The organism is Halomarina halobia, assembly GCF_029338575.1.
GTDB classification, from domain to species: domain Archaea; phylum Halobacteriota; class Halobacteria; order Halobacteriales; family Haloarculaceae; genus Halomarina; species Halomarina halobia.
On sequence record NZ_CP119992.1, the window covers coordinates 2,301,771 to 2,317,917 of the forward strand.

Below are 16,147 nucleotides of genomic sequence, written 5' to 3' on the forward strand. Positions count from 1 at the left end.
TGACGTTAATGTCACCGTACGGATTCGCTACCGCCGGGTCGCGCCGGGACCGCGATCGCGCGCCGTGAGCGGGGACGACTTCTCGCCGCTGGCCGCGCCCGTGCGCGACCTGTTCGCCCGCTACGCCCTGCCCGAACTCCCGCTGTTCGTCCTCGGCGTGGTCACGAGCATCGTCGGCCGAGCGGTGAGCCTCGTCCCGCCGCTGGTGCTCGGCGTCGCCATCGACGCGCTGTTCACCCCGTCGAGGGACGTCGCGTACCGCCTTCCGCTAGTGCCGGCCGCGTGGATCCCCGGCGATCCGCGAACGCAGCTGTGGCTCTCGGTCGCGCTCATCCTCGGATCGCTCGTCGTCGGCGGGGCGCTCACCTGGACGCAGGGGGTGAGCCTCTCGCTGTTCTCGAACCGCATCCAGCACGCCGTCCGCGTGGACGCCTACCGCGCGATGCAGGAGCTCGACATGGCCTTCTTCGACGACAAGCAGACCGGGCAGGTGATGGCGATCCTCAACGACGACGTGCGCAACCTGCGGATGTTCCTCGGCTCGACCGTGAGCGGCGCGCTCCAGCTGCTCGCGACCGTCCTCGGCATCGCCGCGCTGCTGTTCTACCTGAACGCGCAGCTCGCCGCCGTCACGCTCCTCGGCGTCCCGGTCCTCGCGGTCTTCACGGTCTGGTTCATGCGCACCATCCGGCCGCGTTACCGCGCGCTCCGAGCGAGCATCGGCGACCTCAACACGCGCATCGAGAACAACCTCAGCGGGATGGAGGTGATCAAGACCTCGAACGCGGAGCGCTACGAGAACGAGCGCGTGGGTGCCGCCTCCTGGGAGAACTACCTGACGACCTGGTCGGTCGCCAAGCTGGAGTACCTCTACCAGCCGTCGATGGATCTCCTGGCGGGTCTCTCGTTCGCCGCGACGTTCGCCCTCGGGGGGTACTGGCTGGTCGTCGGGCCGCCGCCGGGGTTCTCGGGCGAGCTGCTCGTGGGCGAGTTCGTCACCTTCCTGTTCATGACCCAGCGGTTCGTCGAACCGCTCTCCGGGGCGGGGCGCATCGTCAACTCCTACGAGAACGCACGGGCCTCGGGCGAGCGCATCGTCGACCTCGTCGAGCGCCCCGTTTCGGTCCGCGACCGCGCCGACGCCGTCCGCCCCGAGCGCGTCGAGGGCCGGGTCGAGTACGACGACGTCCACTTCGCGTACCTGCCGGGACGGCCGGTCGTCGAGGGGCTCTCCTTCGCCGGCGAGCCGGGCGAGACGATCGCCTTCGTCGGGCCGACCGGCGCGGGGAAGTCGACCGCCGCGAAGCTCCTCCTCAGGCTGTACGACGTGGACGGGGGGGCGATCCGGATCGACGGGATCGACGTTCGGGACCTCGCGCTCGACGCCCTCCGCTCCAACGTCGGCTACGTGAGCCAGGACGTGTTCCTCTTCGACGGCACCGTCCGGGAGAACATCGCGTACGGGGCGTTCGAGGCGGACGACGAGGCGGTGGTGGCGGCGGCGAGGGCCGCCGAGGCCCACGACTTCGTCCGGAACCTCCCCGACGGCTACGACACGCGCGTGGGAGAGCGCGGGGTGAAGCTCTCGGGCGGGCAGCGCCAGCGCATCTCCATCGCCCGCGCGGTCCTGCAGGATCCCGCCGTGCTCGTGCTCGACGAGGCGACCAGCGCCGTCGACACCGAGACGGAGGTGCTCATCCAGCGGGCGCTCGACCGCCTCACGGCGGATCGAACGACGCTCGTCATCGCCCATCGCCTCTCGACGATCAGGGACGCCGAGGGGATCGTCGTCCTCGAAGAGGGCCGGGTGGTCGAGCGCGGCACCCACGACGACCTCCTCGCGGCCGGTGGGCTCTACTCCACCCTGTGGAGCGTGCAGGCGGGTGAGCGGGCCACCGATGCGGTCCTGGACCGGCTCCTCAGAGCCGACGGAAGCGAGGAGTGAGTTCGCAGGGCGAGGAGTCGAGTCCGTGTGGCTCGTCGGTAACGAGAACTGGCCCCACGGCGGAGGGGCGACCGACGCGGCCGGCGGGAGCGCGACCCGGCGCGCGGCTCGATCTGCCGCCGCGGTACAAGACGGTCTGCTACTATTTGATTAAAATTTTATCGATTCGATAATCTATACCTACTATTTATCACGCTCCGTCCCGTAGAGGGGCCGTGCAGCGGTCCGAGCGCACGCCGCTCGTCGCTCACGACCGAGCCCACGCGCCGCATCGCGATCGACGCGCGGGACGCCGACGGACTCGCGACCACCGACCCGGTGGGGGAACTGGCTCCGGGCCTCGTCTCCGTCGCACTCGGCGTCCGCGCCGACGCCGTCTCGGCCGACCGACTCGACGGACGACCCGCGGACGCGCCCGCCGTCCGACGGACCCTGCGTCGACGACCCACGCTCGGCGCATCGCCCCGCTGACGCGCCTCCGGCGACGAAGACGCCGGTCTGATCGGCCCTCCTTCGGTCACACCGTCCCATCGAACCATGAGTAACCGCACCCACCGATACGCCGTATCGAGCGCACGGCAGAACCGCTCTGCGACCGCTCCGACCCGACCCGACCGGCGGCTCCGCCCCCGGCCCGAGGGTGAGCCGTGATGCCGGTGGTCCTCCAGCAGGTGGTCGAACCGATCGACCACCACGCCCTGTTGCTGCTGTTCTTCCAGCTGTTCCTGCTGTTGCTGGTGGCGCGGGGACTGGGCGTGCTCGCGACGAGGGCGGACCTCCCGTCGGTCGTCGGCGAGTTGCTCGCGGGCATCGTCGTCGGCCCGTCCATCCTCGGGACGGTCGCCCCGGGGGTCTTCGAGGCGGTCTTCCCCCTCGCGGCCGAGCAGTTCCACCTGCTCGAAGTCGTCTCGTGGGTCGGGCTGCTGATGCTGCTCGTGCTCACTGGCCTCGAAACCGACCTCGATCTCATCGTCGCCCGGGCGAAGTCCGCGACGAGCGTCGCCATCGCCGGGGTCGCCGTCCCGTTCGCGTTCGGCTTCGCGCTCGCGTACGTCCTCCCCGCCGAGTTCCTCGTGTCGCCCGACCAGCGGCTGGTGTTCAGCCTGTTCGTCGCGACCGCGATGAGCATCTCCTCCATCCCTGTCATCGCGAAGGTGCTGATGGACATGGACCTCGTCCGGCGTGACATCGGGCAGATCACGCTCGCGTCGGGGATGATCAACGACAGCCTCGGCTGGATCATGCTGTCGGTCGTCGCCGGCCTCGCGCGGAGCGGGGTCGTCGACCTCGGGTCCGCGGCCGAGACGATCCTGATTCTGCTGGTCTTCCTCGGGGTCTCGTTCACCCTCGGCCGCCGTCTGTCGAGGCGCATCGTCCGCTTCGTCGACAACGCCGTGGGCGGGGACACGGCGAAGATCACGACGCTGATGGTGCTCGCGCTCGGCGTCGGCTCCCTGACGCACTACCTCGGCATCGAGGCGGTGCTCGGCGCGTTCGTCGTCGGCATCCTCGTCGGCGACGTGAAGCGGTTCGACCGCCAGGCGCGACACCTCTTCGAGGTCGTCACCGTCGGCGTCTTCGCGCCGATCTTCTTCGCCACCGCCGGTCTGCGGGTGAACCTCGCGGCCATGCTCGACCCGACGGTGTTCGCGGTCGGGATGGCCGCGCTCGGCGTCGCGATCGCGGGGAAGTTCGTCGGGACGTACGTCGGCGCGGCGGCCGCCGGGCTCTCGCGGTGGGAGGGGATCAGCCTCGGCGCGGGCATGAACGCCCGCGGGGCGATGGAGATCATCATCGCCACCATCGGCCTCAGCCTCGGCGTCCTCACCGGCGCGATGTACACGATCATCGTCATGGTCGCCATCGTCACCTCGATCATGGCCCCGCCGCTGCTGCGCTTTACGGTTCCGCGGATCGAGATGGGCGAGGAGGAGCGCGAGCGCCTCGAACGCGAGGCAGAGCGCGAGCGGAGCTTCGTCGCCAACCTCACGCGCGTGCTCATCCCCACCCGCGGAAGCGAGGACTCGCAGTTCGCCGCCCGCCTCGTGGGGCTGATGACCCGCGGCGAGGAGATCGAGGTCACCAACATGTACCTCGCGCGGAGCGGGTCCTCGACGACCGGTCCCCGTTCCACGGCTTCCGGTAGGTGGTTCGCGCGGTTGCTCCCCGACGGCGGCGACCCCTCGGGAGCCGTCGACGTCGCGGAGGCCGACGACGACCGATCCATCCAGGACGATCCGGATCGGTGCTTCGAGGTCATGACCGAACGGCTGGCGCTCGACGGCGACAACGATCTCCGGAACGTCGTCCGGGAGGAGACGGTCGGCGCGACCGAGACCGTCCTCGCCGAGGCCGAGCAGGGGTACGACCTGCTCGTGCTCGGGGCCGCGGAGCGCGGCGCTCGGCCGAACGACCCGCTGTTCGGTGCCGCCGTCGACCGCATCATCGTGAACGCGCCGTGTCCCGTCATGGTCGTCGACGCCCACGAGGACCGGACGACCGGCCGATACGGCGTCGACGAGAACCCGATCCAGCGTATCCTCCTCCCGACGGCGGGGATGCAGTACAACCGTCACGCCGCCGAGGTCGCGTTCGCCGTCGCCCGCGACCGGGACGCGATGGTCGAACTCGTCCACTACGTGAACCCGCCCCGCCGAAGCAACCGGTTCGTCGCCCGCCGGAACCAGAACGTCCACTCGCTGGTCGAGTTCAGGGAGGAGATCGTCGACGAGGCGGCCGACCGCGGCCGGCGGATGGGCGTCGAGGTGAGCACGCGCGTGTTAGTCGCGAGGGAGGAACCCGAGGAGGAACTGGTCCGGTTGATCGAGGAGGGCGGCCACGATCTGGTCATGATGGGATCGAGCCTCCGTCCAGTCTCCCAGCGGGCGTTCTTCGGCCACCGCGTCGAGTACATCGTCAAGAACGCCCCCTGCCCGGTCGCCGTCCTCAGCTCCGCCTGACGCCTGAAACGGGGTGGGGGTGTGGTCCGGTCTCGGGCGGACTCGTCAGCCGCTCTCGTTCGTGTCGTTCGTGTCGTTCGAACTCCTCGTCTCGTTCGTGTCGTTCGTGTCGTTCGAGTCGCGGTCGGACCGCGGGGCGATGATCTCGCCGTCGACGCTGATCGTCGCGTTCCCGACCACCTCCGCGCGCTCGACCTCGCCGGTGAACGTGTACGCGTCGCGCGCGTCGTCGACCGTCCCGGTCACGCTCCGACCGTCCCCGCCGATCGCGTCGTCCGGTTCCACGGAGTCGTTCGCCCGAATCCCCCCGGTCACGTTCACCGTGTAGTTCGCCGACGCGTTCTCGTCCGTCCGTTCGACCACCAGCGTCCGGTTCTCGGGCGCGGGGGTCGGAGCGGGCGTCGGCGTCGACGCCGGCGTCTCGGTCGGCGTCTCCGTCGACGCGGGGGTCTCCGTCGCGGTCGCGGTGGCCTCGGGCGTCCCGGTAGGCGTCGACGACGACGTCTCGGTCGGTGATTCGTCCGGGGGAGTCCCCTCGGGGGTGTCGGCTGCCGGCGTCTCGGCGGGCGTCTCCGTGGACGCCCCGGTCGACGCCGCCGCTCCGGGTCGGCCGGGGCCGCCGGGTCCGTCGGTCGCGTTTCCGGCGTCCGACCCGTTCGTCGCGTTCTCGGCGGCGGTGAAGTCGTAGAGCCCCGGGCCGACGCCGACGACGAACACGAGGATCGCGCTGAGCGGTACGATGAACAGCGCCACGATTATCGCCGTCCCCTTCAGGTGATCGCCGACGCTCTCGGGTCGACTGTCGAGTCGACTCGTCCCCGGCCGATTCCTCGCCATCGGTGTGACCGATGGAAGTGCGGCGAATAAGCGTCCCGCTTCTCGCTCGCGCTCGGGGGCTCTCCGCCGCTCGCCCAGGCTCCGTATTTCGTATAGCGCCTTTCGATTCATCGGAACGCGCGCACCGTGTCGAACTCGTCGGCGCGGATCGCGGCCGCGACGGCGTCCGCGTCCTCCTCGTCCATCCGCTGTGGGTATTTCCGCCGGAAGTAGCGCATGAGGTTCGCCACGTCGCGCCGGAGGAACTCGTCCGCGTTCTCGTGGTCGGTCGGGACGGCCTGGGGCCAGTCGAAGATCGTGACGCCGTCGGTGTCGACGAAGACGTTGTACTCGCTCATGTCGGCGTGGACGTAGCCGGCGCGGTAGGCGGCGGTCAACTCCCGAAGGACGAGATCGAGGACGCCGACGACCTGCCCCTGGTCGAGTTCAGCCCGGGAGAGTTCGACGCCCGGGAGCTTCTCCATCACGATGGCGTGGCGGTTCTGATCGATCGGGCGGGGGACGCGCACCTCGGGGTAGACGGCCTCGAGCGCCTCGTACTCGCGCTCTGCGGCCTTCCGCGCGGTGTAGAACCAGGAGACGTGGCGGTGTTCCGAGGTGTACTCGCGCTCGCGGCGCACCTCGCGGAAGTTCGTGTACCCCTCGCGGTGGAACTTGAGCGCCAGGGGCTTGTACGACTGGACCTCGTAGACGTCGCTCTCCTTGCCGACGCCGAGGGGTGCGCCGAACCCCCGGATCGTGTCGCGCTCGGTGAACGCCCGCAGCGCGAGCGCGTCGTACCCCTCGAACGTGAGGCGGAACCCCTGGTAGTGGACGGTCTTGCGCTCTACGAGCTCCCGGTCCTCACACCGGTCCAGCCGGTAGTCGACCTCCTCGGGATCGAGCCGCGAGAACTCCGTGACCTTCTCCCGATCGACCCACCGGCTGAACCGCATCCCGTGCTCGATTCCCGAGAGGAGATAGAAGTCCTCGGGCTCGAGCTCGAGAAACTCGCTGGCGACGTTCCGCACCATGGACGTTCTACCGGGCGGGGCGGTAAAAGCGCCCCGCGTCGCAGGGGGATAAACCGTATGTCGGGATACGAAATGTCGTCCGCCGGTGATCGTCCCCGACGCACCGAACGCGTCGGGCGCTCCGAAACCGGGACGAACGTCGAGAGGGCGGCGGTCGTGACCGGAATCGTGATTGTGCTGCGCGTTCGCGTACACGCGTATGGTCCCCGATGTCACTAGACGTGCGGTACTCGTTACCGGATACGCCGGCGTGGGGGGCGCGCTGGCCGGTTGCCTCGCGAACCCGTTATCCAACCGGGCGGAGGGAGCGCGAGACGGGATTCGGGTGGAGCACCGTCTCGTCGAGCAACCCTCGCCCGGGGACGCGCCGCCGGTGATAGAGGACGGGCTGACGGGCCACTCGGAGGATCGGCGGCGGGCGTGGCTGGTGAGGAACGACGACGAACTACGGCTCGTGAACCGCGACCGGCTGGAAGTACTCGGCGAGCGGGCGGCGATCTCGCTCGTCGAAGGGACTGATTTCGAGCGGTCGTTCCTCCTCATCGTCCAGGTCGTCCTGCCCTCTCGGGACCTGGCTCTCCGTCTGGATCGGGTCGTCGAGGAAGACGGCGGTGGCGCGGTTCACGCCTACCTCACGTCGGGAACGCGCGGCGAGGGAGGCGGCGGAGGTGCGGGCGAAGTCGAACTCGCCACCCTGTTCGTCCGCTGTCGAAGGGAGGGTACGGAGTCCGTCGACCGAGCGCTGGTGACGTACGACGGGCCGGGTCCCGCCGGGACGTTCGAGACGGGGAACTGAGCCGATCGGTCGATCCCGCACCGTCCACCGCTATCGCTCTCGGTGCGGATACGGCTCGAAAACGGGTGCGGTCGCTGCGGGCGGTTACTCGACCGTGAACCCCTCGTCGCGGAGGACGTCGGGGAGTCGATTCGCGTGGTCGCCCTGGAGTTCGATCCGGTCGTCGTCGACGGTTCCGCCGGTGGCGAGGCGGCGCTTGAGCGTCGAGGCCAGCTCGTCGAGGTCGATGGCGTGCTCGTCGAACCCCTCGACGATAGTCACTGGCTTGCCGTAGCGGCGGCGTTCGACGCGCACCGAGAGCACCTGCTCGGCGCGCGCGAGGTCCTCGCCGATGCCGAGGTCGCTCGGGAGACCGGCGATGTCGCTGAGGTCTTTGTCTGCCACGTGAGGGGTAGGCGACGCGCGGGTATAAGATTGGCCCGGGCACCCTCGTCGGGCGAACTACCGCCCCGCCGCTCTGTCCTCCCGCAGCGTCATACACGTGCTCGAGAGCCGCGCGACGCGCTTTCCCTCCTCGGTGGTCACGTCGCACTCGACGAGGCCGATCGTGCTGCCGCGCTCGACGACCCGGCCGACGGCCTCCAGTCGGCCGGACCAGACCGGTCGGAGGTAGTTGACGGAGAGTTCGAGGGTCGTGAACGACTCGTCCTCATCGAGGGTGCTCGCGTAGGCGGTCCCCATCGCCGCGTCGCCCACGTCGCAGACGATCCCTCCGTGGAGCGTCCCCATCGGGTTCGCGTGCTCCGGACCGGCCTCGAACGTCAGGCGCGACTCCCCGTCCGCGACCGCCTCGACGTCGAACCCGACGAGCTCACCCACGGGCGGGCGCGGGATCGGCTCGCCCGTCATCCGCTCGCGTCCCATCGCCTCGCGGAACCCGCCGTCCCGCGTGAGCGCGATCGCCTCCTCGAGATCGACCCGATCGAGCGCCGCCTCGCGCACCAGCGCGGCGGGGTCGTCCGTCACGTCGCGCAGCCGGTCGTACTCGTCGGCCGAGAGCGTCACCTCGACGGTCTCCTCGTCGGTTGCCATGTCCGTCACTGCGACCCGGCGAACATATACTGTCCGCTGTACGTCGATGGGGGGTATTCGGCACTCGGAATGCCGAATGCCTCGAAACGGGTACAGCGGACAGTATAACAGTAGTCGAAGCCGGCGACGACGTTCCGTCGTCAGCCGGCGTGTCCGGCACGTGCTCGCGGAGCGATCGAGCGCGAACCCGGGACGGCGGAACTTCTACACGACTCGACCCGGGGGTCCTGTTTGCAGCTAGTCGTCCGCCGGATTTTCCTCCGACCGGTCGTGGCCGATCCCCGTGAACTCCGGCATCTGGGGCACTCGACTCATATCGTGAGTCCCGGTCGGCGGGAGGTTCGCCTCGGCTGCATCCGACGTGCCGAGGTCTGTCGAGTCGTCAATCGTCTCCATCTCCCCGTCGGCGTCCCGAGCGTCTTGATCGATCCGCATCGAACAGAACTCCGCGCCACACATCGAGCAGAACCGCGCCTCTTTGTAATTATCCCCGGGGAGCGTCTGGTCGTGGTAGGCCTGGGCCCGTTCGGGGTCCAGCGCCAGATCGAACTGACGACGCCAGTCGAACTCGTATCGCGCTTCCGAGAGCGCGTCGTCCCAATCTCGCGCCCCCGGGAGGCCGTTCGCTACGTCTCCCGCGTGGGCCGCGATTCGATACGCCGCGAGTCCATCCCGAACGTCCCCCTCCTCGGGCAGCCCCAGGTGTTCCTTCGGGGTCACGTAACAGAGCATTGCGGCCCCCGCTTCCGCGGCGATAGCAGCCCCGATCGCGCTCGTGATGTGGTCGTAACCGGGCGCGATGTCGGTCACGAGCGGACCGAGGAGGTAGAACGGCGCACCGTCACAGACCTCCTGCTGGCGTTCGACGTTTTCCGTCACTTGATTCATCGGGACGTGGCCCGGCCCCTCGACCATCACCTGCACGCCGTGGTCCCACGCAGTGCGAGTAAGATCGCCGAGCGTCTCGAGTTCGGCGAACTGCGCGGCATCGCTGGCATCTGCGAGCGATCCCGGTCGGAGTCCGTCGCCGAGACTGAACGTGACGTCGTGTTCGGCGAAAATCCCGCAGATCTCCTCGAACCTCGCGTAGAGAGGGTTCTGCATACCGTTCTCCTCGATCCACTTTGCCAGGATCGACCCACCCCGAGAGACGATACCCGTTTTGCGACCGTCGGTCAGTGGGAGGTGCTCCAACAGTACGCCGGCGTGGATAGTCATATAATCGATACCTTGCTCGGCCTGCTGCTCGATGACTTCGAGCAGCAGGTCGTGATCCCCTCGGGACTCCCGGCACGCTTGACAGCCTCGTATATCGGGACAGTGCCGACGGGCACGGGCGAATGTCCGACGTTCGCCTCCCGGATCGTGTCGAGATCACTACCCGTACTGAGGTCCATCACGGTATCCGCGCCGTAGTGAATCGCCGTGTGGAGCTTCCGGAGTTCACCTTCGAGATCGCTGGTCGTGTCGCTGTTGCCGATGTTTGCGTTGACTTTGGTGGCGAACTCGCGACCGATGATCATCGGATCGAGCGCCTCGTGGCGGTGATTCCGCGGGATGACCGCTTGTCCGTTCGCTACCCGCTTGCGGACGAACTCCGGATCACGATTTTCACGGTCGGCGACACGTACCATTGCGTCAGTCACTTCACCGTCCCGCGCTCGCTGGAGTTGCGTCATGTATTACTGTGTAATATAATCGAGTCATTAAAGGTGGTGGCTCGAAAACAGGACTACAGGTGGGCCGCGTGGTCTACTCCCATCCATCGAAACGAACGAGCTCTTCGAGGTCGATTCGGTCCTGCCACCTCCTTTTGGAGGGTCGGTTCGTCCGGAAACGATTCCGGATAGGTACGTGAACAGGTACGTCATGGCGGAGATCACGCCGCAGAGCATTTCGTATAGCGAAATTCACTTTATGAGGCGTGCCCGTCGGACGATCACCGTGCGGATGATATCCGGAGAGGTGCCGCGCAGTCGGCCGAAGGCGGACCGTCGATCCGGTTTCCGGCGCGACCGTCGCTCGGGCATCGACGTACCATTCACTGACACGTCCAGTTCGTCGTTGAACGACGAACCGGTCCAACGCTTTACTTGCTCTCGCTTGCTTACCCAGCGGTACCCCGTTCGAATTAGTCGCACTCATTTCGACTTTATACGAACTCGTTTGAATTACCTACGGAACCAACTCCGTGCCATCGTGAGTTGAATGGTAACAAGTAGCTTGGCGGTCGTACTGTGGTGCGATCGCGAATACCCTTCGACGATGAATGAACGGCGGGACTGCGATCCGTTCGGCGGCGGGCCGCGCGAGTCGACGGATGCGGACGCGTTACGGCGGACGTGGTCGCCGTGAGCGATACCGCTCGAACCGACCCGGACGCCGCGCGGGACGTGAGCGGTCGGCCGCTTCGATCGGCGGTGCGGGACGTCGATGGGTACGCGATCGCCGCGCTCGACCCGGACGGGACGATAGCGAGCTGGAACGCCGGGTGCGTTCGAATATACGGCTACAGCGGCTCCGAGATCATCGGCGAACCGCTCTCGACTCTCGGGTCGCGGAAGGCGCTCGCCCGCGAGGAGCCCTGGCGGATGCTCGAGCGCGCCGCGGAGGCCGGTCGGTTCGAGGGCGAGACCCTGTGCCGGAGGAGGGACGGGTCGACGTGCTGGACCGCCGTTACGCTCACCCCGATCCGAGACGACGGCGAGCTTCGCGGCTTCGTGATGGTCACCCAGGACATCACCGAACGCAAGGAACGCAGACGGCGATTACGGCGTCAGAGGGACGAACTGGAGATGCTCGACGGGATCCATCACCTCATCGAGGAGATCATCCAGGGGCTGGTGGTCCCGACGACGCGGGAGGAACTCGAGGCGGCGGTCTGCGAGCGGCTGACCGGGACGCCGTTCTACACGACCGCGTGGATCGGCGAGCGAAGCGTGGGGGACGGACGGCTCGTCCCCCGTGCAGGGACGGGCCGGGAGGCCGTCCGCGGGATGCTCGCCGAGGTTGCCCCCGACGCCATCGAGGACTGCGAGATGGGCGAAACGCTCCTCCGCGGGGGCACCTTCGTCTCCCGGCGGATCGACGAGGACCCGCTCGTTCCCGAGCCCGTGAAGCGATTCGCGCGCGACCGAGGGGAGCGGTCGGGCATCGCGCTTCCGCTCATGCACGGGGAGACGATCTACGGCGTGCTCGTAGTGCACTCCGACCGGCCGGACGCCTTCGACGGACACGAGCGGACGTCGCTCGAAACCCTGGCGAAGACGATCGGATTCGCCATCTACGCTCTCAAGCAGGAGCGCCTGCTCCTCGCGGACACGGTGGTCGAACTCGAGCTTCGAGCCGCCGAACCGGCGGCGTTCTTCGCCACGCTCGCCGCGGAGTGTCGCTGCCGCTGTCGCGTCGACGACATCGTTCGGGGCCCCGGGGAGTCGCTACTCCACTTCCTCACGGTCGAGGGCGTCCGGCCGGGGCGGGTCCGCGAGGTGATCGAAGCGGCCGACGTGGTCGAGGACTACCGGATGATCGCCCGGTACAACGGGAAGTATCGGTTCGAGATCCGGGTGAAGCCGTCCGACTTCCTCAACCACGTCGTCGACGTCGGTGCGGTGATCCGGACGGCCGTCGCCGACCCCGACGAGAACCGGGTGGTCATCGAGGCCGCCTCGGACGACGATCTCGACGAACTCGTCGACGTCATCCGGGCGCATTCGCCCGACTGGACGCTGGCCAGGAAGCGGACCGTCGATCGGCCGGTACGGACGACCGAGCGGATGGGCCAGCGACTCGAGGAACGGCTCACGGAGAAACAGCTGACCGCGCTTCGAACCGCCTACTTCGCGGGCTACTACGACTTCCCGCGCAAGAGCACCGGCCAGGAGGTGGCCGCCGACCTCCACATCTCGGGATCGACGCTCTTCCAGCACCTACAGGCGGCCGAGCGGAAACTCATCGAGAACTACCTCGATCTGCTGTCCGAGCCGTCTCCGTCCCGCTAGCGACCTCCGTTCCCGGCCGGATCTCTTCGAAGTAGCGAATGACTCCCCGCGGCTACCGACGGTGCCTCGAGATCGAGGTAGCATTCACTTTCAACCCGATCGCATACTGTCACGCCAGGTATGTCTCAGCCGCACTCACGGGTGGATAGTGCCCTCTTCCGGGCGGTGGTCGCGACCACCGCCGAGGGCATCCTCGTCCTCGATACCGGCGGGGCCATCGTCTTCGCTAATCGGTACGTCGAGCGCCTTCTCGGGTACGACCGCGGCGAACTGGGCGGCCGACCTATCGACCGGCTCTTCTCCGAGAACACGATCCCGCCGCTCGACCTGATCAGAGCGCGCGCGGACCGGGGCCGCGCTCGATCAGACGGCGGCCAACAGGGGCTCGTGCTCGCCGATCACGACGGGAACGACGTTCCGGTCACGATCTCGGCTCGCGACATCGAGTACGACGACGAGCAGTTCTACACCGTGACGGTGCGCGAGGCCCCCGAGCGCCGCGGCCCCAACCACCGGCTGGAAGCGGAGCGCCACCGCCGCGCGACGCTGTTCGAGAACTCGAGCGATCCGATCGTCGACTGCGACTTCAAGGACGGCGCGCCGGTCATCAGAGCGGTCAACGACGCCTTCGAGCGCGTGTTCGGGTACGACGCCGAGGACGTCGTCGGCCGCACCATCGACGACGTCCTCGTCCCCGAAGAGGAGTACGAGGAGCACCGCTCGTTCGTCGGCCGACTACTTCGCGACGAGGAGGTCAAGGCCGAGGTTCGGCGTCAGACGGTCGACGGTCCCCGCGAGTTCCTCGCCCACGTCGTCCTCTTCGAGGCGGACGGTACCCCCGGTGCCTACGCGATCTACGCGGACATCACCGAACGGAAGCAGCGGGAGCGGGAGATCAGGGAGGCGAAGAAGCGCTTCGAGACGATCTTCGAGCACGCGAACGACGCGATCCTGATCTTCGACCCCGAGCGAAACGAGTACGAGGAGTGCAACCCACAGGCGTGTGACCTGCTCGGCTACTCCCGGGACGAACTGCTCGACCTCACCCCGTCCGACGTGCACGTGGACGAGCTGTCGCAGTTCGGCGCGTTCATCGACGAGGTCCTGGCCGAGGGTGCCGGCTGGACCGACGAACTCTGCTGTTACACGTCCGGCGAGGAGGTCCTCCCGACGGAGATCTCGGCGTCCCGGATCGAGATCGACGATCGACCGCACGTGCTGGCGCTCGTCCGCGACGTCTCCGAGCGCAGACGCCACGAGCGGGAGATCCGCCAGCGCTCGGCGGCCATGGAGACGGCGACCGACGGCATGGCAATCCTCGACGAGGACGAGACGTACGTCTACGTCAACGAGGCCCACGCCGAGATCTACGGCTACGACGATCCCGGGGACCTCGTCGGGGAGACCTGGCAGCGGCTCTACGACGAGGCGGAGATCGAGCGCCTGGCGTCGGACGTCCTGCCGACCGTTCGGCGCGAGGGTCGGTGGCGCGGCGAGGCGGTCGGGCGACGCAGGGACGGGAGCACCTTCCCCCAGGAGTTGACGCTGACGGAACTCGACCACGGCGTGCTGGTGTACGCCGTCCGGGACATCACCGAGCGCAAGGCCCACGAGCGGAAGCTCGAGGCGCTCAACGAGGCGAGCCGCGACCTGATGGTCGCCGAGACCACGGGCGTGATCGCTCGCCGGGCGCTCGAGACCGTAGAGCGCGTCCTCGGGTCCGACGTCAGCTGCGTTCGCCTGTTCGACCCGGAGACGAACGTGCTCGAACCGGTCGCCATGACCGACCGGGCGAGGGAACTCGTCGAGTCCTGCGTCGCGTTCGACCTCGACGCGACGCTCGCCGGCCGCGCCTACCGACAGCGCGAGATGGTGATCACCACGGCGGACGAGGGTGAACCCTGCCGGGGCGGGCCGAACCAGGTGAGCCTGCACCTCCCGCTCGGCGACTACGGGACGTTAACCGTCTTCACGCGGTCGAACGCCGTCGAGGAGCTCGACGCCCACTGCGCCGAGCTACTGGCGGCGGACGTCAGGGCGGCGCTCGAGCGCGACGAGCGCGAACAGATCCTCCGCCGGAACCAGCGCGAACTCCGCCAGCAGCACGACCAGCTCGACACGTTCAACCAGATCACGACCCTCGTCCAGGAACTCATCCGGCGGCTCATCAACGCGACCACGCGCGAGGAGATCAACCAGGTCGTCTGCGACCGACTGGCCGCGTCCGACTTCTACGAGAGCGCGTGGATCGGGGCCGTCGAGATGGCCGGCGAGGACGTCACGCCGCAGGTGGGCGCCGGCGTCGACGACGGCTACCTCGACGCGCTCGACGCGATGCCCGTCTCGCAGATCGGAAACGGCGTCGTGGCCCGGGCCATCCGGAGCGGCGAGGTTCAGGTGATCCGCCAGTACCAGGTCGCGGAACACGAACCCGAGATCCACGTCGACGACGAGCCCGTTCCCCGGGAGGTGGAGGCGGTCGCCGCCATCCCGATCACGTACGGGGACCGGATCTACGGCGTGCTGGTCGTCAGCACGTCCCGCGAGGACGTGTTCAGCGAGACCCAGATCGGGTTCGGCGTGCTCGGCGACGTCATCGGGTTCGCGATCAACGCCGCGCTGAACAGGGAGTTGCTCCTCTCGGATTCGGTCGTCGAACTCGAGTTCGAGGTGACCGATCCGCGAAGCGTCGCCGTCACGTTCTCCGATCGACTCGGCAGTCGGTGTCAGCTCGAACAGGAGACCGCCCTCGAGGACGGGAAGTTCCTCTGCTATCTCAGGGTGCGGGACGCGTCCGTCGCCGACGTGCTGGCGGTGGCAGACGACGTCGACGCCGTCGAGGACTCTCGGATCATCGGCGAGCACGACGGCGAGATCCTCCTGGAGTTGGTCAAGACGGGGTCGGCCTCCCGGGTGTTGATGGGGGTCGGCGCGACCGTCCGGAGCACGGTCGCGACCGACGGCGTAGGCCGCCTCGTCGCCGAAGCGCCGTTGACCGCGGACGTTCGGAACATCGTCGAGGCGTTCCGGGCGCTCTATCCCGAGTCGACGCTGGTCGCGAAGCGGGACGTCAACCGTCCCGTCAAGACGGCCGCCGAGTTCCGCGACGACCTCGAGGATCGGCTCACGGACAAGCAGAAGACCGCCATCGAGTCCGCCTACGCCTCCGGGTACTACGACTGGCCGCGCAAGAACACCGCCGCCGAACTCGCGGACTCCCTGGGGATCTCGTCGCCGACGCTCCATCAGCACCTCCGGAAGGCGGAGCAGAAACTCCTCGAGGCGTTCATCAGCGAGGCGCAGGATCACCACGTGTAGGTGCCCTCCCGCCACTCCCGTCCGCAGTCCGGCGGGGGTGTCGAGACCGACGCCCGCGGGATCGAACGTAGGTACCGACCCCCGCCCGCACCTAACCCCGTAGGTCGTCGCCCGCCGCCCGCCGCGCCGCCGACCGACGGACGACCTCGCAGTGACCTAATCCCGTAGGTCGCGGTCCGCCTACGTCTGTAGGTCGCTACTACTCGCCGGTGGCGGTGCAACCCCGGAGTATCCCACGGAGAGTG

General features: G+C 68.1%; 9 protein-coding genes and 1 pseudogene. 5 read left to right on the forward strand and 5 right to left on the reverse strand.

The features are described from left to right. The first annotated feature begins 64 nt into the window (after positions 1 to 64). Entirely contained in the window at positions 65 to 1,945 is a 1,881-nt protein-coding gene (locus tag P1K31_RS12180; RefSeq protein WP_276303594.1) for an ABC transporter ATP-binding protein, read from the forward strand. Between the two features lie 650 nt (positions 1,946 to 2,595). After that, a complete protein-coding gene (locus tag P1K31_RS12185) occupies positions 2,596 to 4,905 on the forward strand; it encodes a cation:proton antiporter domain-containing protein (protein WP_276303595.1) in 2,310 nt (769 codons plus the stop codon). A 45-nt stretch (positions 4,906 to 4,950) separates the two neighbouring features. Here the strand turns inward: P1K31_RS12185 and P1K31_RS12190 are convergent, their stop codons facing one another. Both P1K31_RS12190 and P1K31_RS12195 read right to left on the reverse strand, forming a co-directional pair. Continuing rightward, positions 4,951 to 5,742, reverse strand: a complete 792-nt coding sequence (locus P1K31_RS12190; RefSeq protein ID WP_276303596.1) for a hypothetical protein — start codon at positions 5,740 to 5,742, stop codon at positions 4,951 to 4,953. Between the two features lie 107 nt (positions 5,743 to 5,849). Beyond that, a complete protein-coding gene (locus P1K31_RS12195; protein WP_276303597.1) occupies positions 5,850 to 6,755 on the reverse strand; it encodes a serine/threonine-protein kinase RIO2 in 906 nt (301 codons plus the stop codon). A 325-nt stretch (positions 6,756 to 7,080) separates the two neighbouring features. Between P1K31_RS12195 and P1K31_RS12200 the strand changes: the two genes are divergently transcribed. Beyond that, positions 7,081 to 7,551, forward strand: a complete 471-nt coding sequence (locus P1K31_RS12200; RefSeq protein ID WP_276303598.1) for a hypothetical protein — start codon at positions 7,081 to 7,083, stop codon at positions 7,549 to 7,551. An 84-nt stretch (positions 7,552 to 7,635) separates the two neighbouring features. Here the strand turns inward: P1K31_RS12200 and P1K31_RS12205 are convergent, their stop codons facing one another. From P1K31_RS12205 to thiC, 3 genes and pseudogenes are all read right to left on the reverse strand, one after another. After that, entirely contained in the window at positions 7,636 to 7,935 is a 300-nt protein-coding gene (locus tag P1K31_RS12205) for a translation initiation factor (protein WP_368410807.1), read from the reverse strand. Between the two features lie 57 nt (positions 7,936 to 7,992). Beyond that, positions 7,993 to 8,583 carry a PaaI family thioesterase gene (locus P1K31_RS12210; protein WP_276303599.1) on the reverse strand — a complete coding sequence of 197 codons (591 nt, stop codon included), beginning with the start codon at positions 8,581 to 8,583 and terminating at the stop codon, positions 7,993 to 7,995. 237 nt (positions 8,584 to 8,820) lie between these two features. Next, a pseudogene (gene thiC / locus P1K31_RS12215) lies at positions 8,821 to 10,217 on the reverse strand (phosphomethylpyrimidine synthase ThiC). A gap of 717 nt (positions 10,218 to 10,934) precedes the next feature. Here thiC and P1K31_RS12220 point away from each other — a divergent pair. Further along, positions 10,935 to 12,584: a bacterio-opsin activator domain-containing protein gene (locus P1K31_RS12220; RefSeq protein WP_276303600.1), complete on the forward strand. Its 1,650-nt coding sequence runs from the start codon at positions 10,935 to 10,937 to the stop codon at positions 12,582 to 12,584. Positions 12,585 to 12,704: 120 nt separating this feature from the next. After that, positions 12,705 to 15,902 (forward strand): PAS domain S-box protein, encoded by a 3,198-nt coding sequence (locus P1K31_RS12225; RefSeq protein ID WP_276303601.1) that lies wholly within the window; start codon positions 12,705 to 12,707, stop codon positions 15,900 to 15,902. Positions 15,903 to 16,147 lie beyond the last annotated feature (245 nt).